Here is a 26512-nt window from a genome sequence, read left to right as displayed (position 1 = left end):
AAAGTCTGGTGGCGATAGCGAGACGGCCACACCCGTTCCCATGCCGAACACGGAAGTTAAGCGTCTCAGCGCCGAAAGTAGTTGGGGGATCTCCCCCTGTGAGGATAGGACGTTGCCAGGCAACAACGCAGTAGACGATCAAGCATATGCTTGATCGTCTTTTTTTCATAGTCAATAGTTAAGGAGGAATAACAGATGGCTCCTTCTCGGAAAAATCCTTTTACATTTCTAGAGACTCTAGAACAGCATGTGAGTGAACATCGCGTATCTTTTCACGTCCCGGGGCATCATAATGGTACCGTGACTGATCATACGTTACCGAGTGCATTTGCCAAGGTGATGCCATATGACCTGACGGAACTGGCACATTTAGATGATTTGCATGACGCTTCTGGGATTATCGATCAAGCTGAAAAAGCATTGGGTAAACTGTATGAAAGTAAAAGTAAGTGGCTCGTCAATGGTTCAACTGTTGGAAATTGGAGCATGCTTGCGGCAACTGTAAAACGTGGTGAGCGAGTATACGTTCAACGAAACTCACATAAGTCGGTCTGGAACGCAATTGAATGGCTAGGGTTAGAACCAATCCTATTAACACCTACAATTGAACGTGGGACAGGAATTCCAACCGTGGTGACATTAGAAACGATTGAACAGGCTGTTCAAGAATTCCCGGGAGGACGAGCCGTCATGTTAACGTCTCCTACGTACTATGGAGACATGGCCGATATTCGTGCGATTTCAAATTATTTGTCTTCACTTGAGATTCCATTACTCGTCGATGAAGCACATGGTGCCCATTTAATTCATCCTAAATTGCTTCAGCGTTCTGCGATTTTTGAGGGAGCGAGTGCAGTTGTACAGTCTGCACATAAAACGCTACCTGCATTGACGATGGGAGCTTGGATTCATTATAAAGAAGACATCGATGAAATTCGGTTAAAGCATGCATTATCTTCATTTCAGACATCAAGTCCTTCTTATCTTATTATGGCTTCATTAGACTATGCACGGTCCTATTTAGAAAGTCTAACTGACGAAGCATGGTCTTCTATTCAAAAGAGTCATGCTCATTTTGTACTTGAGCTGAAGCGTGCAGGTTTTACTGTCAAAGTGGGGGACGATTTTACGAAAGTAACTGTCATGACGTATCCGAAAAATGGATTAGTCTTTAGTGAACATCTTGCATCAATCGGAATCGATATTGAATTAGCTGCAGTGGATCATGTGTTATTCTGTTTGCCATTAAGGGAAATAACAAAGCAGGAAATTGAGCATTGGATTAAATTGATTAAAAAGGCAGCTACACATGTCCCGATCATTGATGAGGATGAAACGATTTTTCCTTTCCCTCAAACACAACGTGTATCTGAACTCTATACGTTAGTTGGGAATGAACAAGTGCAACGTTTATCCTTCAAACAAGCAATCGGATTTGTTTCAGCAGAAACGGTGATTCCATATCCACCAGGGATTCCATGGATTCTAAAAGGAGAGCGGATTACTGAGGAAAAAATACGAGTGCTCATAGAATGGATTTCTTTAGGGAGGAAGCTTCAAGCAAGTAAGCATGTTATGATAGAGCAAATTGATGTTATTGTAGAGGAGTTTTAAAAAGTGAGCGGAATGTTTATAACGGTTGAAGGACCCGATGGATCAGGTAAGTCTACGCAACTTCAACTATTAGTCGAGAGTCTAAAACAAAAAGGATATGACATCGTTGTAACCCGTGAACCTGGAGGAACAACTGTAGGCAATCAAATCCGCGAAGTCTTATTATCCCCAGATCATCATGAGATGACACCACGAGTGGAAATGATGCTTTATGCTGCTTCACGAGCACAAAATGTGGAACAAGTGATTCGTCCGGCATTGGAGCGAGGGGCAATCGTTCTGTGTGATCGATTCATCGATGCATCTATTGCTTATCAAGGATACGGTTTACAATATGACCTTGATCAAATCCAATCGCTGAATGAATGGGCAACGAACGGTTTGACACCGGATTTGACTTTTTTGTTTGATTTAAGCCCTGAAAGAGCGAGTGCACGAATGAAAGATCGAGGGCAACTCGACCGGATTGAAAGTCGTGATCAAGCGTTCCACGAACGTGTTTACGAAGGATTTCAAACGTTACTCAAACAGTACCCAGAACGAATCATCCGAATCGATGCCGATCAATCGATTGAATGTATTCAAGATGAGGTACTCGATTATACAATAGAACGATTACAACAAGGAGGCGTACAACAATGATGAAAATGGTAATTGCAATTGTACATGATAAGGATAGCGCACGTTTGTCTGACGCATTGGTCGAACAAGATTTTCGTGCAACGAAATTAGCTACAACAGGCGGATTTTTAAAAGAGGGGAATACAACGTTTATGATGGGTATTCCACAGGAACGCCTCGATGATTTAATGGATGTGATTCAATCGAACTGTTCGAGTCGCGATCAAATGATTACACCAATCTCTCCAATGGGAGGACATGCTGATTCGTATATTCCTTACCCAGTTGAAGTACAAGTTGGAGGTGCGACTGTATTCGTCTTGCCGATTGAAGGATTCCATCAGTTTTAATGGGAGTTGGGCATATGCGTTTTCAGGAATTAAATGAGTCGCAAACAGTTGTTGCTCGAATCATTCAAAATTCAATCATTTCGAATAAAGTTGGGCATGCGTACATCTTTTCGGGCGATTATGAACCATACTTAATTGAAACAGCCACATTGTTTGCGAAAGCCTTGTTTTGTGAATCCCCACAAGGAGCAGAACCGTGTGGAGTGTGTCGAAATTGTCGACGCATGGATTCAAAAAACATTGTTGACTATATCGAAGTGGAGCCGGATGGAGCTAGCATTAAAAAAGAACAGATTCAACAATTACTCAGCGACCTATCGTTACGAGGTGCTGAAGGAGATCGCCAAGTGTATGTCATCCATCAAGCTCATAAGATGACGACTCAAGCGGCAAATAGTTTATTGAAGTTCTTTGAAGAACCAGGTGTGGGAAAACTTGCTATTTTGGTAACGACACAACCACAGTTACTTCTTCCGACGATTCGTTCGCGAGCTCAACAACTTGCTTTTCGCCCGATTGACCGTGCGAAGTTAGCACAAACGATGTCAGAAGAATTGTCGTGTACGTACGATTTGGCTTACCTTGCTTTAACCGTTTATCCAAAATGGGATGATGCGAAAGAAGCAGTTGAGCAGGAGTGGTTTGTACAGGCGTATGGGCTAGTGGTACAATTAATTGAAGTATTGACGAAACGACCTCAAGAGTTGCTCTTGTTCGCCCAGGAAAAATGGTTAGGACATTTTAAAGGACGAAATGAGTTACGAGTTGGCCTCGAATTATTCGAACATTGGCTAGAAGAGGCACTTCATCTAAAAGTGCGAGATACGTATACTCCAAAGCTATTTAAGAACGAGGTTGCTTTATATAACGCATTTATTCAGAATCGATCTGTCTCTAAACTCACACATGCAATTGAAAGTGTGCATGCGGCAATTCGACGACTCGAGGCAAACGTCAATCCTCAATTAACTTTCGAACGACTTTCGTTCGATTTGCAGAAAGGATAGAAGCGCGTGCTTAAAGTAGTTGGAGTCCGCTTTAAAGAAGCGGGAAAAATCTATTACTTTTCACCAGGCGATGCAACGCTTAAACGTGGGGAACATGTCATCGTTGAAACGGTACGTGGCATTGAGTATGGCGAAGTCGTCCAAGTCGATAAAAAGCTCGGCGAAGATGAAGTCGTCATGCCGTTGAAGACAATCCTTCGCGTCGCGGACCAAAAGGATGCGGATATCGTACGCGATAATCGACTGGCAGCCGTTGATGCTCACGCCGTCTGTGAAGAAAAAATTCGAGAACATCAATTAGACATGAAGTTAGTCGATGTTGAGTATACATTTGATCGCAATAAAGTGATCTTTTATTTTACTGCCGAGGGTCGCGTAGACTTTCGAGAATTGGTAAAGGACTTGGCTAGCGTGTTTCGGACACGGATCGAACTCCGACAAATCGGTGTTCGTGACGAAGCGAAGCTATTAAGTGGGATTGGACCATGTGGTCGAGTTCTTTGTTGTTCGTCATTTCTTGGGGAGTTTGAACCAGTCTCCATCAAAATGGCCAAAGACCAGAATCTCTCGTTAAATCCGAATAAAATTTCTGGAGTGTGTGGTCGTTTGATGTGCTGTTTAAAATATGAGAATGACACATACGAAGAATTAAAACGCGATTTACCAGACGTCGGCAAGCGAATCAAAATTCCAGAAGGTGATGGTCGTGTAATCGGTCTCAACATTTTGGACCAACTTATTCAAGTTGAACTCCACGATCGGACGCGTGTCGTCACATATACGATTGATGAACTTGTTGAAGTGGGTGCGATTAAACGAAAACCGTCAAAACAGTGATGGGGTGCTGAGCAGTGGAAAGAATGGACAAAAAAGAAGTGATGATGCGTGTAGATGCGATCGAGCAACAGATGCAACTCTTAACGGAGCACTTAGGCGTATTAAAAGAACAGCTCGCCTATTTGCTTGAAGAGAATCAGCATATGTATCTAGAGAATCATCACTTGCGCGAAAAAGTCGAACAATTGGCAGAAGTTGATACGACAAATGGTGATTCACAAATCGCATTGTCTGGAAAAGGGCAGAACAATTTGGCTGCGCTGTATCAAGAAGGATTCCATATTTGTAACCTCCATTACGGACAGGTACGAAAAGATGGGGATTGTCTCTTCTGTTTGTCGATGCTCAATAAACATTAATACGGGGCGATAGATAGGGATTCCCTATCCGTCGCCTTTCTTTTATAGAAGGAGGAAACAATGGTAACGGTAAAGAATGGAGAGCGCCTCGATGATTTGCTTGGACGCCCTGGCAAGATTATTCAAAGTGACGATGTGTTCTCGTTTTCATTAGATGCGGTACTACTGGCGGAGTTTGTATGGGTACCGATTCAAAAAGGGCAATTGGTCGATTTGTGCGCCGGTACGGGAGCAATCCCACTTTTCTTGTCGTATCGTACAAAAGGAACGATTACAGGTGTAGAGATTCAATCGAAACTCGTCGATATGGCGAATCGAAGCATGGAGGTCAATCGTCTCGAAAATCGAATTCAAGTTGTAGAAGGTGACGTCAAAACGGCAGCGGCACAACTCGGTCATGCTCGTTATGATGTGGTCACGTGTAACCCCCCATATTTTCTAGCAAATGAAACGTCATTGCGGAATCAAAACGAACATCATACGATTGCGCGCCATGAGGTGTTGTGCACGTTAGAAGATTGTATTAAAACGGCTAGCCAACTCGTCAAACCAGGAGGGAAAGTGGCGTTCGTGCATCGGCCAGAACGTTTACTCGATATCCTGACATTGATGCGTACCTACCGAATTGAACCGAAGCGAATGCAGCTCGTATATCCGAAAGCTGGACGTGAAGCGAATACGTTATTAATCGAGGGATCGAAAGATGGAAAAGCAGGTCTTAAAATTTTACCACCATTTGTTGTATATGAAGAAGACGATACGTATACGGAAGCGATGCGAGCCATTCTCGATGCCTAAACATTATGCGTATATCGTGGAATGTCAGGACGGGACGTATTATACAGGCTATACAACGAATGTGGAAAAGAGAATCATTGCACATAATTCCGGGAAAGGGGCGAAGTATACGAAAGCTCGCCTTCCCGTACGACTTCGGTATGTGCAATCGTTCGATACGAAACGGGAGGCCATGCAGTACGAATGGTCCATTAAACAATTGACCCGCGCGCAAAAAGAGAAGTTGATGGAGGGGACGACCAATGAATTCACAGAAGAGTTATCAAACTGAACAACCAACGTTGTATGTCGTGCCAACGCCAATTGGCAATTTGGAAGATATGACATATCGAGCGGTGCGAACGCTTCAAGAAGTGGATTTAATCGCAGCGGAAGACACTCGCCAAACGATGAAGCTTTGTCGCCACTTTGAAATTCCAACAAAACTGATTAGCTACCATGAACACAATAAAGAAGTAAGTGGACCGAGACTGATTGAAGATCTGTTGGCTGGAAAGTCGGTTGCGGTTGTTTCGGATGCTGGAATGCCTGGTATTTCAGATCCGGGGAGTGATCTCGTACGGTTAGCCATCGAGGCAAACATTCCGGTGGTCGTCTTACCAGGTGCCAATGCAGCACTTACGGCGTTGGTTGCTTCAGGTCTTCCGACAGAACGTTTCCTCTATTACGGTTTTTTGCCACGTAAAAAGAAAGATCGCGTCGATGTCCTCGAATCGATTCAATATGAGCCGGGCACGATTGTTTTTTATGAAGCCCCTCATCGATTGAAGGAAATGTTAACGGCGATTCGACAAGTGTTTGGTAACCGTCAGCTCGTATTGGGTAGAGAGTTAACCAAAACGTTCGAAGAGTTTTTAAGAGGGTCGGTCGATGAAGCGTTACAGTGGTGCGAAGGTGAAGTACGCGGAGAGTTCGTCGTTCTTGTGAGCGGTGCGACAGAAGCGGCACCTACGACAATGTGGTGGGAAGCGCTCTCTGTCTATGAACATGTTGTTCATTATATAGAAGAGGGACTGAAGCCGAACGCGGCCATTAAACAGACCGCAAAAGACCGTGGTGAATCACGAAGCGATGTCTATGATGCGTATCATCAACTGCACAAAAAAGAGTAAGCAAGGAAATCCTTGCTTACTCTTCGCTGTAGTAGTTTTCGAGCATGTTCTTCAATTCAACGAGAACACGTTGTGCACCTTCTGGTGACAAGATGAGTTTGCCATCTGCCAATTTGAAGTTATCGTCTGATACTTCACCAGTAACTTGGCAAGTCATGTTTGGCTTATATTTTTTCAAAACGATTTGATCGTTGTCGACGTAAATCTCGAGAGCATCTTTCTCTGCGATCCCAAGTGTACGGCGCAATTCGATTGGAATAACGACACGACCAAGCTCATCAACCTTACGTACAATACCTGTAGATTTCATTTGTGTTTCCTCCTCCAATGGTGTCGAAATCTCGTGGTGACATGAATCGTCAAAATTCGACAATGTGACTACAGCAAAAAGCATACTAAACTTTCCAATTGCAGTCAACTGCTTACTATCTGGAAAAGCAATTTTTCGAAATTTGTCGAATCAAGAGCGATATATACCTAAATTTCCCCGATAGTTTGAACTTGAAACAAAGAAAGGGTATTTTTGGAACATTTATGACGAATTAAACGCAAAATAATTCCAAACAATTAGGTTTGGAAATTCTTTTGTCGAACCGTGTATAATGAGAATTGCATATGTCGAAAGGATGGAGAATAAATCATGGCGAAGCCGACTTTTTATATTACAACCCCAATTTATTATCCGAGTGCAAAATTGCATATCGGACACGCATATACCACGGTAGCAGGTGATGCGGTTGCTCGCTACAAACGTTTAAAAGGATTTGACGTCCGCTATTTGACGGGAACGGATGAGCATGGTCAAAAGATTCAAGAAAAGGCGAAAGAAGCAGGTGTGACGCCACAAGCCTTCGTCGATGAAGTTGTCGAAGAAATCAAAGTCTTATGGGACCGTCTTGAGATCTCATACGATGATTACATCCGTACGACAGAAGACCGTCATAAGAAGGTTGTCGAACACGTCTTTGAAACGTTACTTAAAAATGGAGACATTTATCTTGGTGAATATGAAGGATGGTATTCTGTACCAGATGAGACGTACTATACAGAGTCTCAGCTTGTCGATGGAAAAAGTCCTGACAGCGGACATCCGGTCGAGCTTGTGCGCGAAGAGTGTTATTTCTTCCGTCTCAGCAAATATGCGGATCGCTTGATTGAATATTTCGAGTCACATCCTGATTTCATCTTGCCAGAATCTCGTAAGACAGAGATGATCAATAACTTCTTGAAGCCAGGTCTTCAAGATTTAGCTGTATCACGTACAACGTTTGATTGGGGCGTACAAGTCCCATCGAACCCAAAACACGTCGTTTACGTATGGGTCGACGCGCTCACGAACTATATCTCGTCACTCGGGTACGGGACAGACAACGACGAGCTCTTCAATCGCTATTGGCCGGCAGATGTCCATTTAGTAGGAAAGGAAATCGTTCGTTTCCACACGATTATTTGGCCAGCCCTCTTAATGGCGCTTGACCTTCCATTACCAAAACAGGTGTTTGCGCATGGTTGGTTGCTCATGAAGGACGGGAAGATGTCGAAATCAAAAGGAAACGTGGTAGATCCGATTCCGTTGATTGACCGCTACGGATTGGATTCTGTTCGTTACTATCTTCTTCGTGAAGTACCATTCGGAGCTGACGGTACGTTCACACCGGAAGCGTTCGTCGATCGCTTGAACTTTGATTTAGCGAACGATCTCGGGAACTTATTGAATCGTACGATTGCGATGATTAAAAAGTATTTCGACGGGAATATTCCGGCGTACAACGGAAATGTCACAGCGTTTGATGACGCGTTATTGAGCATGGTGAAAGAAACGACTCGTAAAACAGAAGAAGCCATGGAACACATGGAGTTTTCGGTCGCCCTCACAAACATCTGGCAGCTCGTCAGCCGTGCGAATAAATATATTGATGAGACGCAGCCGTGGGTACTCGTGAAAGACGAATCGAAACGCGAAGAACTCGCTTCTGTCATGACACACCTTGCGGGCGTACTTCGTCACGTTGCCATCATGATTCAACCGTTCATGACACGTGCACCGAAAGAAATGTTCCGTCAACTCGGACTCGAAGGGGAAGACATGTCTTGGGAAGCGTTAGAGACGTTTGCCGACTTCAATAACGCTGTCGTGACAGACGGGACACCAATCTTCCCACGTCGTGACGTGAAGGAAGAAGTGGATGCGATCCAAGAAATGATGCGTCAAGCATCGAAAGCGCGGATTGAGGAAACGGAGACAGCGACAGAAGAAGTCGATGAAGACGTTCGTCCTGAAATCACAATCGATGTCTTTGATCAGGTCGAATTCCGTGTCGGTCAAATCGTGGAAGCCGATAAGATCAAAAAAGCGAAAAAACTGTTGAAACTTCAAGTCGATCTCGGGAAAGAGACGCGTCAAATCGTGTCAGGTATTGCTGAATGGTATGCCCCTGAAGATTTAGTTGGCAAGAAAGTGATCGTTGTCGCAAACTTGAAACCAGTCAAGCTCCGTGGAGAATTATCACAAGGGATGATTTTAGCTGCGGACCGTGACGGCAAGTTAGAACTTGCGACAGTCTCTGATCAAATGCCGAACGGTGCCATCGTCAAATAATGAAATGGGGGAGACCACGGTCTCCCTCTCTTTTTCTAAGGAGGAACCAAGATGTTGATTGATACACACACGCACATTAATGCGGAGCAGTTCAATGAAGATGTGGAGGAGACGATTGAGCGGGCAAGAGAAGCTGGCGTTTCTCCGCTACTCGTCGTCGGATTTGATACGCCGACCATCGACCGAGCCATCGAGCTAGCCGAAACATATGAAGACATCTATGCCATCGTCGGATGGCACCCGGTCGATGCGATCGACTGTACGGATGCAGATTTAGAACGGATCGAGACACTCATGAGTCACCCAAAAGTGATGGCACTCGGTGAAGTCGGTCTCGACTATCATTGGGATAAGTCACCGAAAGATGTACAACAGCGCCTACTCCGTCAACAGATTGCCATCGCGAAACGGACAAATATGCCAATCGTCATCCATAACCGCGAAGCAACGGCAGACGTGCTCGATATTTTGGAAGAAGAACATGCAGAGGAAGTCGGTGGGGTCTTCCATAGTTACAGCATGTCAGTAGAACTTCTCCCTCGTTGCCTAGACTTGAACTTCTATATTTCTTTAGGAGGACCGGTCACGTTTAAAAATGCGAAAGTTCCAAAGTTAGTCGCACAAGAAGTACCGTTAGATCGTCTTCTTGTCGAAACGGACTGCCCATACTTGACGCCGACTCCGTTCCGCGGAAAACGAAACGAACCGGCCTATGTGAAGTACGTTGCGGAAGAAATCGCGTCACTTCGAGACATCTCGTATGAGGAATTGGCAGGAGCGACGACAGCCAACGCGAAGAAACTGTTCCGCCTCCCATGATCAAGCGTGTATTCGCCAGTATAGGCGTGATTGTGACTGCGTCTGTCGCATACGTCATGTTGCAACCTGAACCGATCAAGGTCATCGATGATGGCGTGGTAATCGAGCATGAGACACGGGCTGATTCCGTCCTCGAGGTACTCGAGGAATTGAATATCACATTAGACGAAACGGATTACGTTACTCCGGCATTGAGTGAGGACGTTCCGGAAGATCGACTCATTCGAATCGAACGTTCACATGAGGTTTCGCTTCAAATCGGATACGGACAAACAGAAGTCATTCAAACGAGAGAGCGGACCGTAGAGGACGTCTTATTGCGGTACGGGGTGACTGTACGAGACGGAGATACGGTTTATCCGTCTGTGCGTACTGCCGTCACGAATGGGATGACAATTCGCTACCAGCCGGTTGTTGCCGTCAATTTAATCGTCGGACAAGATGCGTCGACCATCTATACGATGGCAACGGATGTAGCGCAATTATTAAGAGAAGCGAATGTTGACGTGACAGAACGTGACACAGTGCTACCAGACGCATCGACACCGATACGGGATGGCCTGACAATCACGGTCAATACGAATCGTGACGTCGTTCAATACGAGAGTCAATTGATTCCGTACGATATGGTCGAGGAAGAGGATGACACGCTAGAAGAAGGTGTGAAGCAAACCGTGCAGGTCGGAGTTCCTGGACTCGAACGGACAAGGTATGCACTTACTGTGGAAAATGGTACAATTACAAATCGTACGAAAACGGAAGTCGAGACGTTACGTAAAGCAATGCCGCAGATCATCAAAGTCGGGACGAAAAAGGTCACAGAGCCCGTTACAGAGCCTACGACAGCGGACGAATCGAGCCCATTCATCCCGGAAGCTGAAGTCGAGATAGCAGAGCCACCGAAAACGGACGATGTGTTAGATTTCTCATCCGCGAAACAGTTACTCGTAGAAGCAACAGCTTATACGAACAATCCAGAAGATACGGTGACGTATGACGGACGAGTACTGACAAGAAGTGGTTATGATGTGACGGATACGATTCTCTTCGAGGGTATGCGTATCATTGCCGTCGACCCGGCAATCATTCCTCTCGGTACCCGCGTGTATGTGGAAGGGATTGGCATGGCGATTGCGCTAGATACGGGAAGTGCGATCAAAGGTCAAAAAATCGACATCATGATGGATGAGTTGGAGGAGGCTGTGACGTTTGGTCGCAAGCCGCTTACCATTTGGGTCATTCCAAAGCAGGAAGAAGAGAAAGAAGGAACAGACAATGCGTGAGAAAATACAAGAAATTATCGTCGTAGAAGGGCGTGACGACACGGCACGACTTCAGGAAGTGTTTGAGGTCGATACGATTGAGACGAATGGCTCTGCCGTATCCGATCAGACGATTGAACGAATTCGCCGTGCGCAAGAGAAGCGTGGGGTCATCATTTTGACCGATCCGGATTATCCGGGAGACCGTATTCGAGCAATCGTCGAAGAGCGGGTCAAAGGGTGTAAGCATGCCCATCTGCCACGTGCTGAGGCAAAAGGGAAACGTGGGAAAATCGGAGTGGAACATGCGACCCCGGAATCGCTTCGTCGTGTCTTACGCGCCGTATTTGAACCACGTGTTGAAACGAACCAGCCGATTGTCACGCGGAAAATGGTGTTAGACGCGGATTTGATCGGTGGAGAAGCGGCAGCGAAACGTCGAAAGCGACTCGGTGTATTGCTTCGAATCGGTGAGCCGAATGCGAAACAATTCGTGAAACGAGTCGAGGCGCTCGGCGTCACAGTCGAAGAGTGGGAGCAAGCACTTGCTCAATTAGAGGAGGAACAGGGTTGAAAGATATTGCAACAATCCAACGAACGAAAGCCATTTTAGAGCGACATGGTTTTTCATTTAAAAAATCGCTCGGTCAAAACTTTTTAATCGATTTAAATATTTTAAGTAAGATTGTCGGTGCGGCGGAACTCAGTGAGTCGAGTGGTGTCCTCGAAATCGGACCAGGGATCGGTTCGTTGACTGAGCAATCGGCCAAGCGTGCCAAGAAAGTCGTGGCGCTTGAAATCGATCAGCGTCTTTTACCGATTCTGGATGATACGATGTCTCCGTATCCTCACGTGAAAGTCATCCATGGAGATGCTTTAGAATTAAATTTACGCGAGATTGTGGAACAGGAATTTTTGAAAGAAGGCATTGAAGACATCTCGGTTGTTGCCAACTTACCATACTATGTCACCACACCGATTATCATGCGATTGCTTGAAAGTGGTGTGAAATTCCGCGCGCTCGTGATGATGATTCAAAAAGAAGTGGCAGAGCGGATTGGGGCGAAACCCGGGACGAAGGCATACGGTTCGCTATCGATTGCGATTCAGTATTACGCAGAGGCAGAAGTCAGTTTTGTCGTTCCAAAGAACGTGTTTATTCCGGCGCCGAACGTCGATTCGGCAGTCATTACACTCCGTATGCGCAAAGAGCCGGCGGTGCAGGTGAAAGACGAAGCCTTTTTCTTTGATATCGCACGCGCAAGCTTCGCACAACGCCGTAAAACCATTCTGAACAACTTAACAAACTATATTGGAAAAGAACACAAAGTCGAACTTGAACGCGCGCTTCATCAGGCAGGAATCGATCCGAAACGTCGGGGAGAGACGTTAAGCCTAGAAGAATTCGCACGATTGTCTGACACAATTTTACCACTTAAAAATAGTTGACGACCTTAAAACGAGTCGTTATAATATTAAACTTTATTTTCATATTCAATTATGCTATACTTGTAACAGTGAGGTGAAGCGTATGCCAAAGACGTTACAAGAAATCAGACAGAAACTCGAATCGCATGTTGGTGAACGATTGACGTTGAAAGCAAACGGCGGTCGTAAGAAAGTCGTTACTCGGTTTGGAACGCTCGTTGAGACATATCCTGCGGTGTTCGTTGTGAAATTGGATGAAGACCTGCATAATGTGGAACGTGTCTCGTATAGCTACGCTGATGTCCTAACGGATACAGTTAAAATTGAATTCGGCAATTGATTTATAAATGAGGGGCGGATGCATTGGCAGCTGCTTCTTTTTTTGTGCGCCTGTTTACGGTACAATGTCGAACAGGAGACAAATGGGAAGGGTGAACGTGATGCGCACGATCAGTGTGAAAGCGCCGGCAAAAATTAATTTGACGCTCGATGTCCTCGGAAAGCGTCCGGACGGCTATCATGAAGTAGAAATGGTAATGACGACAGTCGATTTAGCAGACCGCTTAGAGTTGACGATTTTAGATTCGGATGAGATTCGGATTCAATCAGAGCACGCCTACGTGCCAAATGATCATCGAAATTTGGCATACCGTGCAGCAGAGTTGTTGCGGGAGCGTTTTAATATTCAACAAGGTGTGGAGATTGTACTCGATAAACAAATTCCAGTGGCAGCTGGGCTTGCTGGTGGCTCGAGTGATGCAGCGGCGACACTTCGTGGAATGAACGAGTTATTCTCGTTAAACTTGTCATTAGAGGAGCTAGCAGAGCTCGGTGCGGAGATCGGGTCTGACGTTTCATTTTGTGTCATCGGTGGGACAGCCATTGCCCGAGGTCGTGGTGAACAGTTAGAAATGATTCCGGCACCGCCGCCATGCTACGTCGTACTCGGAAAGCCCAAGCTAGGAGTATCGACTGCAGATGTGTATCGCGCCGTGCGTATGGATGAAGTTCATCATCCAAACACAGGTGCCATGGTAGAAGCGATTCGTCAAAAAGATTTTCATGGGATTTGCGAAAATCTTGGAAACTCACTCGAGAGTGTGACGCTTAAGCTTCATCCGGAAGTAAAACAAATCAAAGAAACGATGCGGCATTGTGGGGCAGAAGGTGTTCTCATGAGCGGTAGTGGACCGACTGTCTTTGCGCTCATTGAGCATGAGCAAAAGGCGCATCGCATCTATAACGGTCTAAAAGGATTTTGCCCAGAAGTGTTCGTCGTTCGGATTCTCGGCAAAAGACATTGAACAAAAACGAATGAAAGTGATATATTCTCAATAGAACATTCGTTTATTATCGAAGATGTGAAGGAGAATCCGTATGAAAATTCGTAGAAGTGGTCGTCTCGTCGATATGACCCGTTATTTGCTTGACCATCCGCATCAGCTTGTCTCGTTGTCGATGTTTTCAAGTCGCTATAAAGCCGCAAAGTCGTCGATCAGTGAAGACCTTGTCATCGTAAGTGAAATGCTGTCTCATGACGGGATCGGAAAGCTTGTGACCGTTCCTGGTGCAGCGGGCGGCGTCATGTTTATCCCAGGCTGGAGTAAAGAAAAATCCCTTGAGATGATTGATACGCTCTGTGAGCAATTATCAAAACCTGAGCGGCTCTTACCAGGAGGCTATCTCTACCTCACGGATGTACTTGGCAATCCGAGTCAGGTGAAACCGATGGGACAAGTCTTTGCGTCCGTATTCGCCGATCGTAAAGTCGACGTGGTCATGACGATTGCGACGAAAGGGATCCCTCTTGCTTATGCTGTCGCAGAACAATTAGGTGTACCATTCGTCATCGTTCGTTCAGATAGTCGTGTAACAGAAGGATCGACCGTCAGTATCAATTATGTATCAGGTTCTTCGAAGGCGATTCGCACAATGGCGCTTGCACGTCGTAGCCTGCCGCGTGGGGCGAACGTGCTCTTGATCGATGACTTCATGAAAGCGGGGGGGACGATTCGTGGGATGATGAGTCTCTTAAACGAATTCGAAGCAAACCTTGCGGGTGTTGGTGTCTTGATGGAAGCAGAGGGCGCCGAGAAGAAGATGGTCAGCGAATACGTCAGCTTAATGAAATTGACGAACGTCGACCCAGATGAAGGTCTTGTCACCATTTCACGGGGGAATGTGGAACAGTTCCTAAAATGATTGGCAAAATTTTGATTTCGATTTATGATTAGAGGGTATAGAGTTATCAATATCGAGTCATGACGTTCGTTCGAAACCAACTGAACCTTACAGAAGACCACACCATGGCATAGACAACGATGAAAAAGGGGATGCGAAACATGCAGATCACAGACGTAAAAATTCGCAAAGTCGCGACAGAAGGCAGAATGAAAGCGTTGGCCTCAATCACACTTGACCATGAATTCGTTGTACATGACCTTCGAATCATCGAAGGGAGTAGCGGTCTATTTGTCGCCATGCCGAGCAAACGGACACCAGAAGGTATTTTTCGGGACATCGCGCATCCGATTAACGGGGAGATGCGACAGAAAGTTGAAGCGGCTGTATTGGAAACCTATTCCAAAATGGAAGTGGATGTACTGGACCCCCAGCACGTGTCTTACGGAACGAGTGAATGATATCAAACAGCGGTTAGGTTACCTACCGCTGTTTTTTTGCGTTTCATTGGTTAAGGAATGGTACAACTATTGAAACGAAGGCATGGTTTCGATATAGTAGAAACGGTGTAAATAGGATTTAGTTGCAGAAAAGCCGAACTATACAGACCAATCACAGCTGTTGTGAGATAGGAGCGAATGAAGAATGGAGCGTTTTGCAGTCATTTTGGCAGCAGGAAAAGGGACGCGAATGAAGTCGAAGCTTTATAAAGTACTTCATCCGGTTCTAGGAAAACCGATGGTCGAGCACGTTGTCGACCAGTTAGACCAAATCGGTGTCAGTCGTCAAATCGTAATCGTTGGCCATGGGGCGGAAGCGGTACAAGATACGCTCGGCACACGAGTGGAATATGCGGTCCAAGAAGAACAACTTGGAACAGGGCATGCTGTTCAAATGGCAGAAGCAGAGCTTGCGGGTAAAGCAGGGGCGACACTTGTCGTCTGCGGAGATACACCGTTACTAACGGCAGAAACGTTGGAAGCCCTTCTCGCTCATCATGAGGCGCAACAAGCGAAAGTTACTGTGTTGACTGCGATTGCAGACGATGCGACAGGATACGGTCGTGTCGTTCGTGGTGAAGATGGGAACGTGACGAAAGTCGTTGAGCATAAAGATGCTTCTGAGACAGAACTTGCCATCAATGAAATCAATACGGGAACGTACGTGTTCGATAACGAGTTATTGTTCGACGCGCTCAAACAAGTCGGAAACAATAACGCGCAAGGCGAATACTACTTGCCTGACGTCATCTCGATTGCAAAAGAAGCTGGCGAAGTCGTCGCAGCACATACAGCACCAACGTTTGATGAGACAATCGGAGTCAATGACCGCGTTGCCTTGTCACAGGCGGAAGCAATCATGCGCAAACGCACGAACGAACGTCTCATGCGTGAAGGTGTCACGTTCATGGACCCGGCATCGACGTACATTTCTCCAGATGTGGTGATTGGTTCGGATACAATCATCTATCCGGGTACGGTCATTCTTGGGAAGACGACAATTGGTTCGGAATGTGTCATCGGACCGAACTCAGATATCCGCAACAGTGTGATTGAAGATCATGCTGTCGTGCGCCAGTCTGTCGTGACAGATAGCAAAATCGGTGAAGCGGCTCAGGTCGGACCGTTCGCTCACTTGCGCCAACAAGCTGTACTTGGTGCGAACACACGCGTCGGAAACTTCGTCGAGATTAAAAAATCGTCGTTTGGTGACGGTGCGAAAGCTTCGCACTTGAGCTACATCGGAGATGCGTCAATCGGCGAACGTGTCAACTTAGGTTGTGGATCAATCACGGTAAACTATGACGGCAAGAACAAGTTCGAGACAGTGGTAGAAGACGATGCGTTCGTCGGCTGTAACGTCAACTTGATTGCCCCGGTAAAAGTCGGAAAAGGTGCGATTGTCGCAGCCGGTTCGACAATTACGAATGACGTACCGGAAGAGGCGCTCGCGATTGCACGTGAACGCCAAACGAATAAAGAAGGTTACACAAAACGATAACTTGCTGCCAATCATTATGGAAAACGATGGAGGAGAATCCTAAACATGTCTACTGTATACGAACGAGAAATTCGTCTATTTAGCTTAAACTCGAACCGCCCGCTTGCTGAAGAAATCGCGAAAGAAATTGGTGTCCCGCTCAGTGATTGCCAAGTCAAACGTTTCAGCGACGGTGAACTCTATATCAACATCGAGGAAAGTGTTCGTGGAGATGATGTGTATGTCATCCAATCAACAAGCTCACCTGTAAACGAAACGCTCATGGAATTGCTCGTCATGATCGATGCACTCAAACGTGCTTCTGTCCGTACGATCAACATCGTGATGCCGTATTACGGGTATGCACGTCAAGACCGCAAAGCGCGTTCGCGTGAGCCAATCACAGCGAAACTTGTCGCTGACCTTCTGACGGTAGCAGGTGCGACACGCGTCATCACAATGGACTTGCATGCAGCGCAAATCCAAGGATTCTTCAATATTCCGGTTGACCAATTACTCGGTGTGCCGCTCATCTCGACGTACTTTGAAACAGAAGAGTTTCAAGCGAAAGATATCGTGGTTGTCTCTCCAGACCACGGTGGCGTGACGCGTGCACGTAAATTGGCAGAACGTTTGAAAGCTCCGATCGCCATCATCGATAAGCGTCGTCCGAAAGCGAACGTCGCTGAAGTGATGAACATCGTCGGAAGCGTTGAAGGGAAAACAGCAATTTTGATTGATGATATCATCGATACAGCGGGAACGATCACGCTTGCAGCGGATGCAATCGTCCAAGCTGGCGCGAAAGAAGTGTATGCGTCTTGTACGCACCCAGTCCTTTCTGGTCCAGCGATGGAGCGTATCGACAACTCATCAATCAAAGAATTGGTTGTTTTAAATACAATCGATTTGACGGGTCGTCCATGCTCGAGCAAAATCAGACAGATGTCGGTTGCCCATTTGCTTGGGGAAGCAATCATGCGTGTCCACGAGCACAAATCGGTCAGTACCCTATTCGATTAAAAAACGAGGCCCGGAGGCATTCGCCTTTGGGCTTTTTTGTTCAGGAGGAAATGATATGAAATGCATCGTCGGTCTTGGAAACCCTGGTAAAAAGTTTGAGATGACCCGACATAACATCGGTTTTTTGGCAATTGATCGCCTCGCTGAAAAGCATGGGATCTCGCTGAATGAAGCGAAGTTTAACGCCCTTATGGGAACGGGAAGAATCAATGGTGAACGCGTTGTACTTGTTAAACCCCTTACGTATATGAACTTATCGGGTGAAGCCGTCCGTCCAATTTTAGATTATTATAAGATTGAGATTGACGATTTACTTGTCATCTATGACGATTTGGATATGGTGCCAGGAAAACTGCGCTTCCGTCCGAAAGGGAGTGCAGGTGGTCACAACGGAATCAAATCGCTCATTCAACACTTAGGGACTGCAGAATTCAAGCGATTGAAACTTGGGATTGGACGTCCTCCTCACCCGATCAAAGTCGTCGACTGGGTGTTGATGAACTATCGGAAAGAGGACTTGCCAGAGTTGAACGAAACACTCGACAACGCCGTAACCGCAGCCACTGATTTCGTAGATACAGATTGGCTAGCGCTGATGAATCGATACAACTAAAGGGTCATAGCACCCTTTTTTGTCGTATGAGTTGGAGGAAAACAAATGAATGCTTTAGAGAGATTTATGGTGGCGCTCCCGGAGACGAACGTGATTCGTGAGCGGCTACAAAAAGTAGACCGTCAATTAGTGACGGGACTGACGACAAGCGCGAAAGCTCTCGTCCTCGCAGGACTTGTGAAATCGTCATCGAGACGTCTCGTCGTCGTGACGCATAACATGTATCAAGCACAAAAAATGTTCGATCAACTCGAATCACTCATCGGACCGGAAAAAACATTGCTTTATCCGATTGATGAGACGCTGGCCGCTGAACTGTCGCTGACGTCTAGTCCTGAGCTGTTGGCCGCTCGAATCGATGCCCGTACCCGTCTCCTTGACCAAACAGGAGGCGTCGTTGTCGTGCCGCTCGGTGGATTACGACGCTATATGCCGAGCCCGGAAGCGTGGCAACATAGTCGTGTCATGCTAAAGCCGGGAAGTGATCTTGAGTTGGCAGCCTTTGCGAAGCAATTGACAGGTATGGGGTATGAACGAACGGCGACCGTGACGACGCCTGGCGAATTTTCCGTACGAGGCAGTATTTTGGATATCTACCCGCTTACGGAAGCGCGTCCGTATCGAATCGATTTATTTGATACCGAAATCGATTCCATTTTCACGTTCGATGCCGAGACGCAACGTTCGCTCGGTGTGGTAGGGGAAGTGTGTATCACGCCTGCCACCGAGTTCATCGCTACTGACGATCAGTTGAAACAAGCCGGGCGTTCACTCCGGAAGCAATATGACCGGACCGTCGAGTTGATTGAGAACGAAGTGATTCGTCAAGCGCTTGAGGAAGGAGTCGTAACGGACATCGAGCGTTTAGAGCGTGGTGATTTCCCGGATAAAGTTGGAAAGTATTCGCCACTCCTTTATACGTCCACGCTCTTAGACTACGTAGGCAAAGACGCTGTACTCATTTTAGATGAAGTGGCACGAATCGATGATGCCGCGGACGTACAGGAGCGGGAAGAGGCGGAATGGTTCTCTTCACTCATCGAAAAAGGAGAGGCGGTCAGCAATTACACGCTTGCTGTCCCGATGCACAAAGTGTTTCGTGACTTGAAACAAGTGGCATTCTCGCTACTTCCATCTCGTCGCTCAGGGATTCCGGAAACCGCGACGGTACATTTGAGCTGTCGTCCACTCCCGGCATTTCATGGACAGATGCACCTGTTAAAGCAAGAAGTAGAACGCTGGCAACAAGGGGATCAACGCATTGTCGTGCTTGCGGGAGACAAGTCACGCGCGGACAAGATTGAAGCGCTCCTTTCGGACTACGGCATTCATTCGACGTTCACGAATGTCGATGGAGAATTAGAACCGAGACGCGTATCCGTCATCATCGGTCAAATCGAAGGTGGATTCGAATTGTCGACGAGTCGTCTCGTCGTCGTATCAGAAGAGGAATTGTTTAAACGTGTGACGAAGCGGAAGCGTCAGACGAAGAACTTAACGAACGCAGAACGGATTAAGAGCTATCAAGAGTTGAAGCCGAACGACTATGTCGTCCATGTGCATCATGGGATTGGGAAGTACTTAGGCATTAAAACCATCGAGGTCGGAGGGATTCATCAGGACTATCTCCATCTCGTGTATGCCGGTGATGATGCGCTCTATGTGCCGGTCGATCAAATTGATCTCGTTCAAAAATATGTCGGCGCGGAAGGAAAAGAACCGAAGATTTATAAACTCGGGGGCACCGAGTGGAAGAAAGTTAAATCGAAAGTCGCCAAGTCGGTTGAAGATATCGCCGATGAACTCATTAAGTTGTATGCGGCACGAGAAGCTTCGGTCGGATTTGCGTTTCCACCGGATGATGAGGAGATGGGACAATTTGAATCCTCCTTCCCTTATGCGGAGACAGAGGACCAGGTCCGCTCGATTGCTGAGATTAAAGCAGACATGGAACGTTCACGTCCGATGGATCGTCTTTTATGTGGTGATGTCGGCTACGGCAAAACAGAAGTGGCAATCCGAGCGGCATTCAAGGCGGTGCTCGCCGGAAAACAAGTCGCGTTTCTCGTCCCGACGACCGTCCTCGCCCAACAACATTATGAAACGATGCTCGAGCGATTCAGTGAATTTCCGATTAACGTTTCTGTCATGAGTCGTTTCCGCTCAAAGAGTGAGATGGCTGCGACGAAGAAGGGCTTGAAGGAAGGGACGATTGATATCGTCGTCGGGACACACCGAGTGTTGTCAAAAGACGTGACGTTCGCGAACCTCGGTCTCGTTATCATCGATGAAGAGCAACGGTTCGGTGTCAAACATAAAGAACGTCTGAAACAGTTGAAGACGAACATCGACGTACTCACGTTGACGGCCACACCGATTCCGCGAACGCTTCATATGTCGATGATTGGAATCCGCGACTTATCTGTGTTAGAAACACCGCCAGAGAACCGCTACCCGGTTCAGACGTATGTCATGGAATATGACGGCATCGTCTTACGTGAAGCGTTAGAGCGTGAACTTGCGCGTGGAGGACAGGCGTTCTTCCTCTACAACCGTGTCGAAGGCATCGAGCGGAAAGCGGAAGAGATTCGGGCCTTATTGCCTGAAGCGCGTATTGCGACGGCACACGGACGAATGACCGAGAGCGAACTCGAGAGCCAATTGATCAGTTTCCTCGAAGGAGAGGCGGATATTTTAGTCTCGACGACGATTATCGAGACGGGAATCGACATTCCAAACGTCAATACACTCATTGTCCATGATGCTGACAAAATGGGACTTTCCCAACTGTATCAACTTCGTGGTCGAGTCGGACGTTCGAATCGAATTGCATATGCTTACTTCACGTATCGAAAAGATAAGCGCTTGACCGAAGTAGCAGAAAGTCGTCTTCAAGCCATTAAAGAATTCACCGAACTCGGAAGCGGCTTTAAGATCGCAATGCGCGACTTGTCGATTCGAGGTGCTGGTAACTTGCTAGGTGCACAACAATCTGGATTCATCGATTCAGTCGGTTTCGACCTCTATTCTCAAATGCTCTCCGAAGCAATCGAGGAACGGAAAGACCGGATGCGTGGACAGGCGAAACAAGTCGTCTTCAAGCCGGAAATCGCCTTCCAAGCGGATGCCTACATCCCGGACGACTATTTGTCGGATAGCGAACTGAAGATTGAGATGTATAAGCGTTTCAAATACGTCGATACACCAAACGCATTGTTCGCCTTACAAGACGAATTGATTGAGCGATTTGGGGAATTCCCAGAACCAGTCGCTCTTCTCATTCAGCTGACACGTCTACGGATTTACGGAGAACTGGCGAAAGTGAGCCGAATCAAACAAACGCCTGGACGGATTGAAATTGTCTTATCGAAAGATTCGACGACAGCCCTCGATGTACCATCCTTTATGGAATGGACGATGCCGCTCGGCCGTAAACTAGGAATCGGTCAAGAAGACGGAGCCTTGAAATTGTCACTCAGCGGTCGAATGCCACTCACAGAGCTCTTGAATGATGCCGATACTGTATTAGAAGAACTGACGAAGCGGTTGGTGGGCGATGCGGTCGCCAAGTAAGTTTGCACAAGGTGTCGTCCTGTTCGCCCTTGCCGGTTACGTATCGAAACTGATCAGCTTCGCGTATCGTGTCCCGTATCAAAATTTGGCGGGTGACTTTGGACTCTATGCTTATCAAACTGTCTATCCGTTCGCTGCGATTGTCGCATCGCTCGGAATTTATGCGATGCCTGTCGTTATTGCGAAAATAGGTGTCGGCGCGAAGGGGGCGAACCAGAAGTTAGAAGTGTTATGGGGCAGTTTTTATGCGTTACTTCTTCTTTCTATCACACTTGTTGTAACAATGTGGATATTCGCCCCGACACTCGCGATGTGGCTCGGGGATGAACAGTTGGCCCCGGCGCTTCGCGTGATCAGTTTGAGTTACTTACTCATGCCGGCGTCCGCCGTGTTACGTGGTGCCTTTCAATCGAGGGATGATTTACGACCGAGCGCATGGTCGCAAGTGTTAGAGAATTTTGTACGTGTGACGGTCATGCTTTCGCTATTATGGATTGGCGTGCGTCTTGGAAAAGATGCATACACGCTCAGTCAATACGCGTATGGTGCGACGCTTATCGGTGGGGTTGTGGCGATTGCCTTTTTAATCTATCAGGCGCGCGGCTTACGAATCGTAAAAGTACGACGTGTCACGTTTCAACATGGATTGCGCCTATTGTTGACGACAGGGCTCGCGGTCGGATTTGCCTCGCTCGGAATCTTATGGATGCAACTCGTCGACTCCTTTACAATCGTCAATTTAATGGGGGGGACATACGAGGCGAAAGTGAGCAAAGGCGTGTTCGACCGGGGATATCCACTTGTCCAATTTGCGATTCTGTTTGCGACGACCATCGGTATGGCCAATGTGCCAACACTCGTCCGACATTATCGAGCGGGACATCTGCAAAAAACGACGCAAGGGCTCCGTTCGATGATTCGGGTGACAACAGCCATTGCGGGTGCTGCGACCGTCGGATTGATGGGGGTGATGTTTTTCTTAAACGTTGCCTTGTTTGAAGATGGGTCAGGTACGCGGGCGCTCGTGTTATTGGCAACGAGTACGTTTGCGGCATCGTTAGCGATTGCAAGCATGACTTGCCTTCAAGCAATCGACCGTGAATGGATTGCGGCTCGCAGTATGATTGTCGCGATTTTGGCAAAAGGTGTCGTAAACGTGGGGCTTGTCCCCTTCTATGGGATTGAAGGGGCGGCCATCGGTACCTCACTCGGCTTTTTGTCGATGGCGTTCTATAACTTTCGGGCGCTCGACCGTTCGATTCCACTCGGGTCGTTTCGGTCGAAGCATTACAAATCGCTATCGAAAGCGCTGGTGCCCATGTTATTACTCGTTGCCGTGTTAAACTGGGTTGGTCAGATGTGGGTCGATTCGCGAATCGCAGCCTTCGGATGGTTAATCGGGATGGTATGTAGCGGAGCCGTCCTTTATATATGGAGATTATGGAGCACGCGAATGCTATCACTTGAGGAATGGGAATTCATCCCGTTCGGAGGTCGTTTACTCGATGTGCTCGAAAAAAAGGAGAACTAGTATGGGTTATACAATCACGGTGGTCGGTCTTGGATCTGGTGAGCTGAATCAATTGCCACTCGGAGTGTACCGTCATTTGAAGCAACAACCGCTCGTTTGGCTACGGACGAAAGAACACCCTGTCGTACGTGAGTTAGAGTCAGAAGGGCTCGCATTCGAGTCGTTTGATTCAATTTATGAATCGAGTGATACGTTTGAAGAGGTGTACGATCAAATTGTCGAGACGTTGATGAACAAAAGTGAAGAGATGGCTATCACGTATGCTGTACCCGGTCACCCGTTCGTCGCCGAGCGAACTGTCGAGCTTTTGGTGGAACGTGGAGCGGACCTTCACGTACTCGGCGGGCAAAGCTTCTTAGATGCGATGTTCCAAGCTTTGCAAATCGATCCAATCAACGGCTTTCAGTTGTTGGATGCGACGGCGCTCGACCTTGAACGCCTGCAAGTGACGCAACATGTGTTGATTGGTCAAGTGTACGATGGATTTGTAGCGGGAGACGTAAAAGTGCAACTGATGGAACGTTATCCGGATGAGCACCCTGTTACACTTGTGACAGCTGCGGGTACCACACAAGAACGAATCGAACACATTCCGTTGTTCGAGATGGACCGCATGGCGGAAGTGAACAACTTGACGACGCTCTATGTTCCGCCACTCGCGGATGAAGCTTATTTGGCAAAAGACTTTGCAACGCTCAAACAAATCATCGCCACACTTCGTGGACCGGACGGTTGCCCGTGGGATCGCAAACAAACGCATGAGTCGCTTCGGAAGTATTTATTAGAAGAAGCGTATGAACTCATTGAAGCCATCAATGCAGAAGATGACGATGCCATCATCGAGGAACTCGGTGACGTGTTGCTTCAAGTCATGTTACATGCCCAAATCGGTGCAGACGAAGGGTATTTCGATATTCGTGATGTCATCGGGGCAATCAGTGAAAAGATGGTCCGCCGTCATCCGCACGTCTTCGGGGATGTCACCGTCGAAGATGCCTCCGACGTGGTAAAAAATTGGAATACGATTAAACAAGCGGAAAAAGGGGAAAAGAAACAATCGCAACTCGATGGTGTACTCGTCGACCAACCTTCATTGATGCGTGCTGAACAACTTCAAAAGAAAGCTGGCCAAATCGGATTCGAATGGGATGACGTGTCGGGTGCTTTCGGAAAATTGGAAGAAGAACTGCACGAGTGGCGTGAAGAATTGAGTGACGAATCAGAACTTGGCGATGTATTATTCTCCATCGTCAACATCGCGCGATACGTTGGGCTAAATGCCGAGCAAGCGTTAGAACAGACGAACCGAAAGTTCAAACGTCGATTCGAGTATATAGAAGCGAATGGTGATCTTCAGCAGATGACGCTCGAACAGATGGATGCTCTTTGGAACGAGGCAAAGGAGAAAGGGTTATGAGATTAGATAAATTTTTGAAAGTATCCCGCTTGATCAAGCGACGCACGCTCGCGAAAGAAGTGGCAGATCAAGGGCGGATTCAGCTAAATGGGCAAGTGGCGAAGGCGAGTACCGATGTTAAAGTCGGAGACGAGCTGCAAATTCGATTCGGAAACAAGCTCGTTACGGTCGTCATTGACTCGATTGCGGAACATGCGCGCAAAGAAGATGCGAAAGAAATGTATCGTTTACTTAAAGAAGAGAAGATGGACGGTAGTATCGACTCGTAAAAAAAAGTATACTTAATGTATTAAGAGGAGGGGGATGAGGCGATGAACGGACGTAATCCGATGGATCGACAACGGCGCATTCGAGCGCTAGATGAGCGTAGAGAACAGCTGGAAAAAGACACACATCGCCGAAGAGTTCATCTTCGACGTCGTTTGGCGGCAGCCTCACTCCTATTTTTATTCGTCATGGTATTGATTGGACAGAGTTACTTTTCAAAGGTAGGCTATGTATCGGACCAACAACAAGCTTACGCACAAGCGAAAGTGGAGTTGCAAGAGCAGAAAGCCGAGCAAGATGAGTTGAAGGAACAAGTGGAACGTTTGCAGGATGAGGATTATATCGCGAACTTAGCGCGAAACGAGCTCCTCTTCTCCAAAGATGGAGAGATTATTTTCTACTTCTCCCCAGAGGAATAAGTCGGTTCGTTGACCGTTGAGGAAACGACTCGTATAATTGAAAAGAATCAATCAAAAAAGGAGTACATTATTTTATGTCAATTGAAGTAGGAAGCAAGGTACAAGGTAAGGTTACAGGGATTACGCATTTCGGAGCGTTCGTCGAGCTCCCAAACGGCAAGACAGGATTAGTACACATCAGTGAAGTGGCGGACTCTTACGTCAAAGACATTAACGAAGTGTTGACAGTCGGTCAAGAAGTCACGGTAAAAGTGTTGAACGTCGAAAATGATGGGAAAATCGGGTTATCCATCAAGAAAGCAGTCGATCGTCCTGTAAGTGAACGCCCTGAACGTCCAGAGCGCCCAGCCGGTGAGCGTTTCTCTCGTGGCCCACGCCCAGGTGGCCCAGGTCAAGGTGGTCCGCGCGGTGGCGGTCCACGCGGTGGCGGCGGCCCACGTGGCGGCGGTCGTCGTGGTGAACAACGTCGTGAACCAGAAACATTCGATACGTTGATGAGCAAATTCTTGAAAGACAGCGACGAGCGTCTTTCGACGTTGAAACGTCAAACAGATTCGAAACGCGGTGGACGTGGAGCCAAACGCGGGTAATCCTTTGATACCAATTAGCTTCTACTCGTAACCATATAGGTCTTGTAACAAGACAAGTCGTGAACATTTTTGTTCACGACTTTTTTTGTTTTAAAAAATTTATAAAAAATAA

28 protein-coding genes and 1 rRNA gene are annotated in these 26512 nt (G+C 47.0%); 28 read left to right on the top strand and 1 reads right to left on the bottom strand.

Annotation, left to right across the window (positions count from 1 at the left end):
* Positions 1-4 precede the first annotated feature (4 nt).
* The 10 genes from rrf (at position 5) to rsmI (ending at position 6698) form a co-directional block, all read left to right on the top strand.
* Positions 5-121: ribosomal RNA gene (gene rrf / locus KNP04_RS14900) — 5S ribosomal RNA — on the top strand.
* Between the two features lie 74 nt (positions 122-195).
* On the top strand, positions 196-1614 hold the full coding sequence (locus KNP04_RS14895) for an aminotransferase class I/II-fold pyridoxal phosphate-dependent enzyme (protein WP_214877030.1): 1419 nt from the start codon (positions 196-198) through the stop codon (positions 1612-1614).
* Positions 1615-1617: 3 nt separating this feature from the next.
* Positions 1618-2256 carry a dTMP kinase gene (tmk, locus tag KNP04_RS14890; protein WP_214761660.1) on the top strand — a complete coding sequence of 213 codons (639 nt, stop codon included), beginning with the start codon at positions 1618-1620 and terminating at the stop codon, positions 2254-2256.
* Positions 2256-2585: a cyclic-di-AMP receptor gene (locus tag KNP04_RS14885; RefSeq protein WP_031421800.1), complete on the top strand. Its 330-nt coding sequence runs from the start codon at positions 2256-2258 to the stop codon at positions 2583-2585. The genes tmk and KNP04_RS14885 overlap by 1 nt, the downstream gene beginning before the upstream one ends.
* 14 nt (positions 2586-2599) lie before the next feature.
* Positions 2600-3592 carry a DNA polymerase III subunit delta' gene (locus KNP04_RS14880; protein ID WP_214877028.1) on the top strand — a complete coding sequence of 331 codons (993 nt, stop codon included), beginning with the start codon at positions 2600-2602 and terminating at the stop codon, positions 3590-3592.
* 6 nt (positions 3593-3598) lie between these two features.
* Complete coding sequence (locus KNP04_RS14875) at positions 3599-4429, top strand: PSP1 domain-containing protein (protein WP_214877026.1); 831 nt, start codon at positions 3599-3601, stop codon at positions 4427-4429.
* Between the two features lie 23 nt (positions 4430-4452).
* Entirely contained in the window at positions 4453-4788 is a 336-nt protein-coding gene (gene yabA, locus KNP04_RS14870; RefSeq protein ID WP_012727746.1) for a DNA replication initiation control protein YabA, read from the top strand.
* Between the two features lie 60 nt (positions 4789-4848).
* Positions 4849-5586 (top strand): tRNA1(Val) (adenine(37)-N6)-methyltransferase, encoded by a 738-nt coding sequence (locus tag KNP04_RS14865; protein ID WP_214877024.1) that lies wholly within the window; start codon positions 4849-4851, stop codon positions 5584-5586.
* Positions 5579-5857 carry a GIY-YIG nuclease family protein gene (locus KNP04_RS14860; protein ID WP_214877022.1) on the top strand — a complete coding sequence of 93 codons (279 nt, stop codon included), beginning with the start codon at positions 5579-5581 and terminating at the stop codon, positions 5855-5857. Before KNP04_RS14865 ends, KNP04_RS14860 begins: the two co-directional genes overlap by 8 nt.
* Complete coding sequence (gene rsmI, locus KNP04_RS14855) at positions 5829-6698, top strand: 16S rRNA (cytidine(1402)-2'-O)-methyltransferase (RefSeq protein ID WP_214877012.1); 870 nt, start codon at positions 5829-5831, stop codon at positions 6696-6698. The genes KNP04_RS14860 and rsmI overlap by 29 nt, the downstream gene beginning before the upstream one ends.
* 16 nt (positions 6699-6714) lie before the next feature.
* Here the strand turns inward: rsmI and KNP04_RS14850 are convergent, their stop codons facing one another.
* On the bottom strand, positions 6715-7008 hold the full coding sequence (locus KNP04_RS14850) for a transition state genes transcriptional regulator AbrB (RefSeq protein ID WP_012727742.1): 294 nt from the start codon (positions 7006-7008) through the stop codon (positions 6715-6717).
* Positions 7009-7338: 330 nt separating this feature from the next.
* Between KNP04_RS14850 and metG the strand changes: the two genes are divergently transcribed.
* From metG to KNP04_RS14760, 18 genes are all read left to right on the top strand, one after another.
* Positions 7339-9297 (top strand): methionine--tRNA ligase, encoded by a 1959-nt coding sequence (metG, locus tag KNP04_RS14845; protein ID WP_074036582.1) that lies wholly within the window; start codon positions 7339-7341, stop codon positions 9295-9297.
* A 51-nt stretch (positions 9298-9348) separates the two neighbouring features.
* Positions 9349-10116, top strand: coding sequence for a TatD family hydrolase (locus tag KNP04_RS14840; RefSeq protein ID WP_214697169.1), 768 nt, complete (start codon positions 9349-9351; stop codon positions 10114-10116).
* Positions 10113-11399 carry a 3D domain-containing protein gene (locus KNP04_RS14835; protein ID WP_214697171.1) on the top strand — a complete coding sequence of 429 codons (1287 nt, stop codon included), beginning with the start codon at positions 10113-10115 and terminating at the stop codon, positions 11397-11399. The genes KNP04_RS14840 and KNP04_RS14835 overlap by 4 nt, the downstream gene beginning before the upstream one ends.
* Complete coding sequence (gene rnmV, locus KNP04_RS14830; RefSeq protein WP_214697173.1) at positions 11392-11952, top strand: ribonuclease M5; 561 nt, start codon at positions 11392-11394, stop codon at positions 11950-11952. Before KNP04_RS14835 ends, rnmV begins: the two co-directional genes overlap by 8 nt.
* Positions 11949-12827 (top strand): 16S rRNA (adenine(1518)-N(6)/adenine(1519)-N(6))-dimethyltransferase RsmA, encoded by an 879-nt coding sequence (rsmA, locus tag KNP04_RS14825; protein ID WP_214877010.1) that lies wholly within the window; start codon positions 11949-11951, stop codon positions 12825-12827. The genes rnmV and rsmA overlap by 4 nt, the downstream gene beginning before the upstream one ends.
* A gap of 82 nt (positions 12828-12909) precedes the next feature.
* A complete protein-coding gene (locus KNP04_RS14820; RefSeq protein ID WP_012727736.1) occupies positions 12910-13146 on the top strand; it encodes a Veg family protein in 237 nt (78 codons plus the stop codon).
* 100 nt (positions 13147-13246) lie between these two features.
* On the top strand, positions 13247-14110 hold the full coding sequence (ispE, locus tag KNP04_RS14815) for a 4-(cytidine 5'-diphospho)-2-C-methyl-D-erythritol kinase (protein WP_214761693.1): 864 nt from the start codon (positions 13247-13249) through the stop codon (positions 14108-14110).
* A gap of 73 nt (positions 14111-14183) precedes the next feature.
* Positions 14184-15008, top strand: coding sequence for a pur operon repressor (purR, locus tag KNP04_RS14810; protein ID WP_012727734.1), 825 nt, complete (start codon positions 14184-14186; stop codon positions 15006-15008).
* Between the two features lie 140 nt (positions 15009-15148).
* A complete protein-coding gene (gene spoVG / locus KNP04_RS14805) occupies positions 15149-15448 on the top strand; it encodes a septation regulator SpoVG (RefSeq protein ID WP_214697184.1) in 300 nt (99 codons plus the stop codon).
* Positions 15449-15632: 184 nt separating this feature from the next.
* A complete protein-coding gene (gene glmU, locus KNP04_RS14800) occupies positions 15633-16988 on the top strand; it encodes a bifunctional UDP-N-acetylglucosamine diphosphorylase/glucosamine-1-phosphate N-acetyltransferase GlmU (protein ID WP_214761674.1) in 1356 nt (451 codons plus the stop codon).
* 45 nt (positions 16989-17033) lie between these two features.
* The gene (locus KNP04_RS14795) at positions 17034-17990 is read left to right on the top strand and encodes a ribose-phosphate diphosphokinase (RefSeq protein ID WP_214697188.1); all 957 of its coding nucleotides are present in this window, start codon (positions 17034-17036) and stop codon (positions 17988-17990) included.
* A gap of 55 nt (positions 17991-18045) precedes the next feature.
* A complete protein-coding gene (gene pth / locus KNP04_RS14790) occupies positions 18046-18603 on the top strand; it encodes an aminoacyl-tRNA hydrolase (protein WP_214697190.1) in 558 nt (185 codons plus the stop codon).
* 45 nt (positions 18604-18648) lie between these two features.
* Positions 18649-22176, top strand: a complete 3528-nt coding sequence (mfd, locus tag KNP04_RS14785; protein ID WP_214877008.1) for a transcription-repair coupling factor — start codon at positions 18649-18651, stop codon at positions 22174-22176.
* Positions 22160-23707, top strand: a complete 1548-nt coding sequence (locus KNP04_RS14780) for a polysaccharide biosynthesis protein (RefSeq protein ID WP_214877006.1) — start codon at positions 22160-22162, stop codon at positions 23705-23707. The genes mfd and KNP04_RS14780 overlap by 17 nt, the downstream gene beginning before the upstream one ends.
* A 1-nt stretch (position 23708) precedes the next feature.
* The gene (gene yabN, locus KNP04_RS14775; RefSeq protein ID WP_214877004.1) at positions 23709-25124 is read left to right on the top strand and encodes a bifunctional methyltransferase/pyrophosphohydrolase YabN; all 1416 of its coding nucleotides are present in this window, start codon (positions 23709-23711) and stop codon (positions 25122-25124) included.
* Positions 25121-25393 carry an RNA-binding S4 domain-containing protein gene (locus KNP04_RS14770; RefSeq protein ID WP_214697198.1) on the top strand — a complete coding sequence of 91 codons (273 nt, stop codon included), beginning with the start codon at positions 25121-25123 and terminating at the stop codon, positions 25391-25393. The genes yabN and KNP04_RS14770 overlap by 4 nt, the downstream gene beginning before the upstream one ends.
* 42 nt (positions 25394-25435) lie before the next feature.
* Entirely contained in the window at positions 25436-25810 is a 375-nt protein-coding gene (locus tag KNP04_RS14765) for an FtsB family cell division protein (protein ID WP_074036621.1), read from the top strand.
* A gap of 74 nt (positions 25811-25884) precedes the next feature.
* The gene (locus tag KNP04_RS14760; protein ID WP_214697200.1) at positions 25885-26400 is read left to right on the top strand and encodes a S1 domain-containing RNA-binding protein; all 516 of its coding nucleotides are present in this window, start codon (positions 25885-25887) and stop codon (positions 26398-26400) included.
* Positions 26401-26512 lie beyond the last annotated feature (112 nt).

The organism is Exiguobacterium sp. CH10, assembly GCF_018617635.1.
GTDB lineage: Bacteria > Bacillota > Bacilli > Exiguobacteriales > Exiguobacteriaceae > Exiguobacterium > Exiguobacterium aestuarii_A.
This window is presented reverse-complemented; position numbering and strand designations above follow the sequence as displayed.

Excerpts from the sequence above, each read along its gene's own strand:
- KNP04_RS14895 (WP_214877030.1), top strand. The coding sequence starts at position 196 with ATGGCTCCTTCTCGGAAAAATCCTTTTACATTTCTAGAGACTCTAGAA.
- KNP04_RS14885 (WP_031421800.1), top strand. The coding sequence starts at position 2,256 with ATGAAAATGGTAATTGCAATTGTACATGATAAGGATAGCGCACGTTTG.
- KNP04_RS14880 (WP_214877028.1), top strand. The coding sequence starts at position 2,600 with ATGCGTTTTCAGGAATTAAATGAGTCGCAAACAGTTGTTGCTCGAATC.
- yabA (WP_012727746.1), top strand. The coding sequence starts at position 4,453 with ATGGACAAAAAAGAAGTGATGATGCGTGTAGATGCGATCGAGCAACAG.
- KNP04_RS14865 (WP_214877024.1), top strand. The coding sequence starts at position 4,849 with ATGGTAACGGTAAAGAATGGAGAGCGCCTCGATGATTTGCTTGGACGC.
- KNP04_RS14860 (WP_214877022.1), top strand. The coding sequence starts at position 5,579 with ATGCCTAAACATTATGCGTATATCGTGGAATGTCAGGACGGGACGTAT.
- rsmI (WP_214877012.1), top strand. The coding sequence starts at position 5,829 with ATGAATTCACAGAAGAGTTATCAAACTGAACAACCAACGTTGTATGTC.
- KNP04_RS14850 (WP_012727742.1), bottom strand. The coding sequence starts at position 7,008 with ATGAAATCTACAGGTATTGTACGTAAGGTTGATGAGCTTGGTCGTGTC.
- metG (WP_074036582.1), top strand. The coding sequence starts at position 7,339 with ATGGCGAAGCCGACTTTTTATATTACAACCCCAATTTATTATCCGAGT.
- KNP04_RS14840 (WP_214697169.1), top strand. The coding sequence starts at position 9,349 with ATGTTGATTGATACACACACGCACATTAATGCGGAGCAGTTCAATGAA.
- KNP04_RS14835 (WP_214697171.1), top strand. The coding sequence starts at position 10,113 with ATGATCAAGCGTGTATTCGCCAGTATAGGCGTGATTGTGACTGCGTCT.
- rnmV (WP_214697173.1), top strand. The coding sequence starts at position 11,392 with ATGCGTGAGAAAATACAAGAAATTATCGTCGTAGAAGGGCGTGACGAC.
- KNP04_RS14820 (WP_012727736.1), top strand. The coding sequence starts at position 12,910 with ATGCCAAAGACGTTACAAGAAATCAGACAGAAACTCGAATCGCATGTT.
- ispE (WP_214761693.1), top strand. The coding sequence starts at position 13,247 with ATGCGCACGATCAGTGTGAAAGCGCCGGCAAAAATTAATTTGACGCTC.
- purR (WP_012727734.1), top strand. The coding sequence starts at position 14,184 with ATGAAAATTCGTAGAAGTGGTCGTCTCGTCGATATGACCCGTTATTTG.
- spoVG (WP_214697184.1), top strand. The coding sequence starts at position 15,149 with ATGCAGATCACAGACGTAAAAATTCGCAAAGTCGCGACAGAAGGCAGA.
- glmU (WP_214761674.1), top strand. The coding sequence starts at position 15,633 with ATGGAGCGTTTTGCAGTCATTTTGGCAGCAGGAAAAGGGACGCGAATG.
- KNP04_RS14795 (WP_214697188.1), top strand. The coding sequence starts at position 17,034 with ATGTCTACTGTATACGAACGAGAAATTCGTCTATTTAGCTTAAACTCG.
- pth (WP_214697190.1), top strand. The coding sequence starts at position 18,046 with ATGAAATGCATCGTCGGTCTTGGAAACCCTGGTAAAAAGTTTGAGATG.
- mfd (WP_214877008.1), top strand. The coding sequence starts at position 18,649 with ATGAATGCTTTAGAGAGATTTATGGTGGCGCTCCCGGAGACGAACGTG.
- KNP04_RS14780 (WP_214877006.1), top strand. The coding sequence starts at position 22,160 with ATGCGGTCGCCAAGTAAGTTTGCACAAGGTGTCGTCCTGTTCGCCCTT.
- yabN (WP_214877004.1), top strand. The coding sequence starts at position 23,709 with ATGGGTTATACAATCACGGTGGTCGGTCTTGGATCTGGTGAGCTGAAT.
- KNP04_RS14770 (WP_214697198.1), top strand. The coding sequence starts at position 25,121 with ATGAGATTAGATAAATTTTTGAAAGTATCCCGCTTGATCAAGCGACGC.
- KNP04_RS14765 (WP_074036621.1), top strand. The coding sequence starts at position 25,436 with ATGAACGGACGTAATCCGATGGATCGACAACGGCGCATTCGAGCGCTA.
- KNP04_RS14760 (WP_214697200.1), top strand. The coding sequence starts at position 25,885 with ATGTCAATTGAAGTAGGAAGCAAGGTACAAGGTAAGGTTACAGGGATT.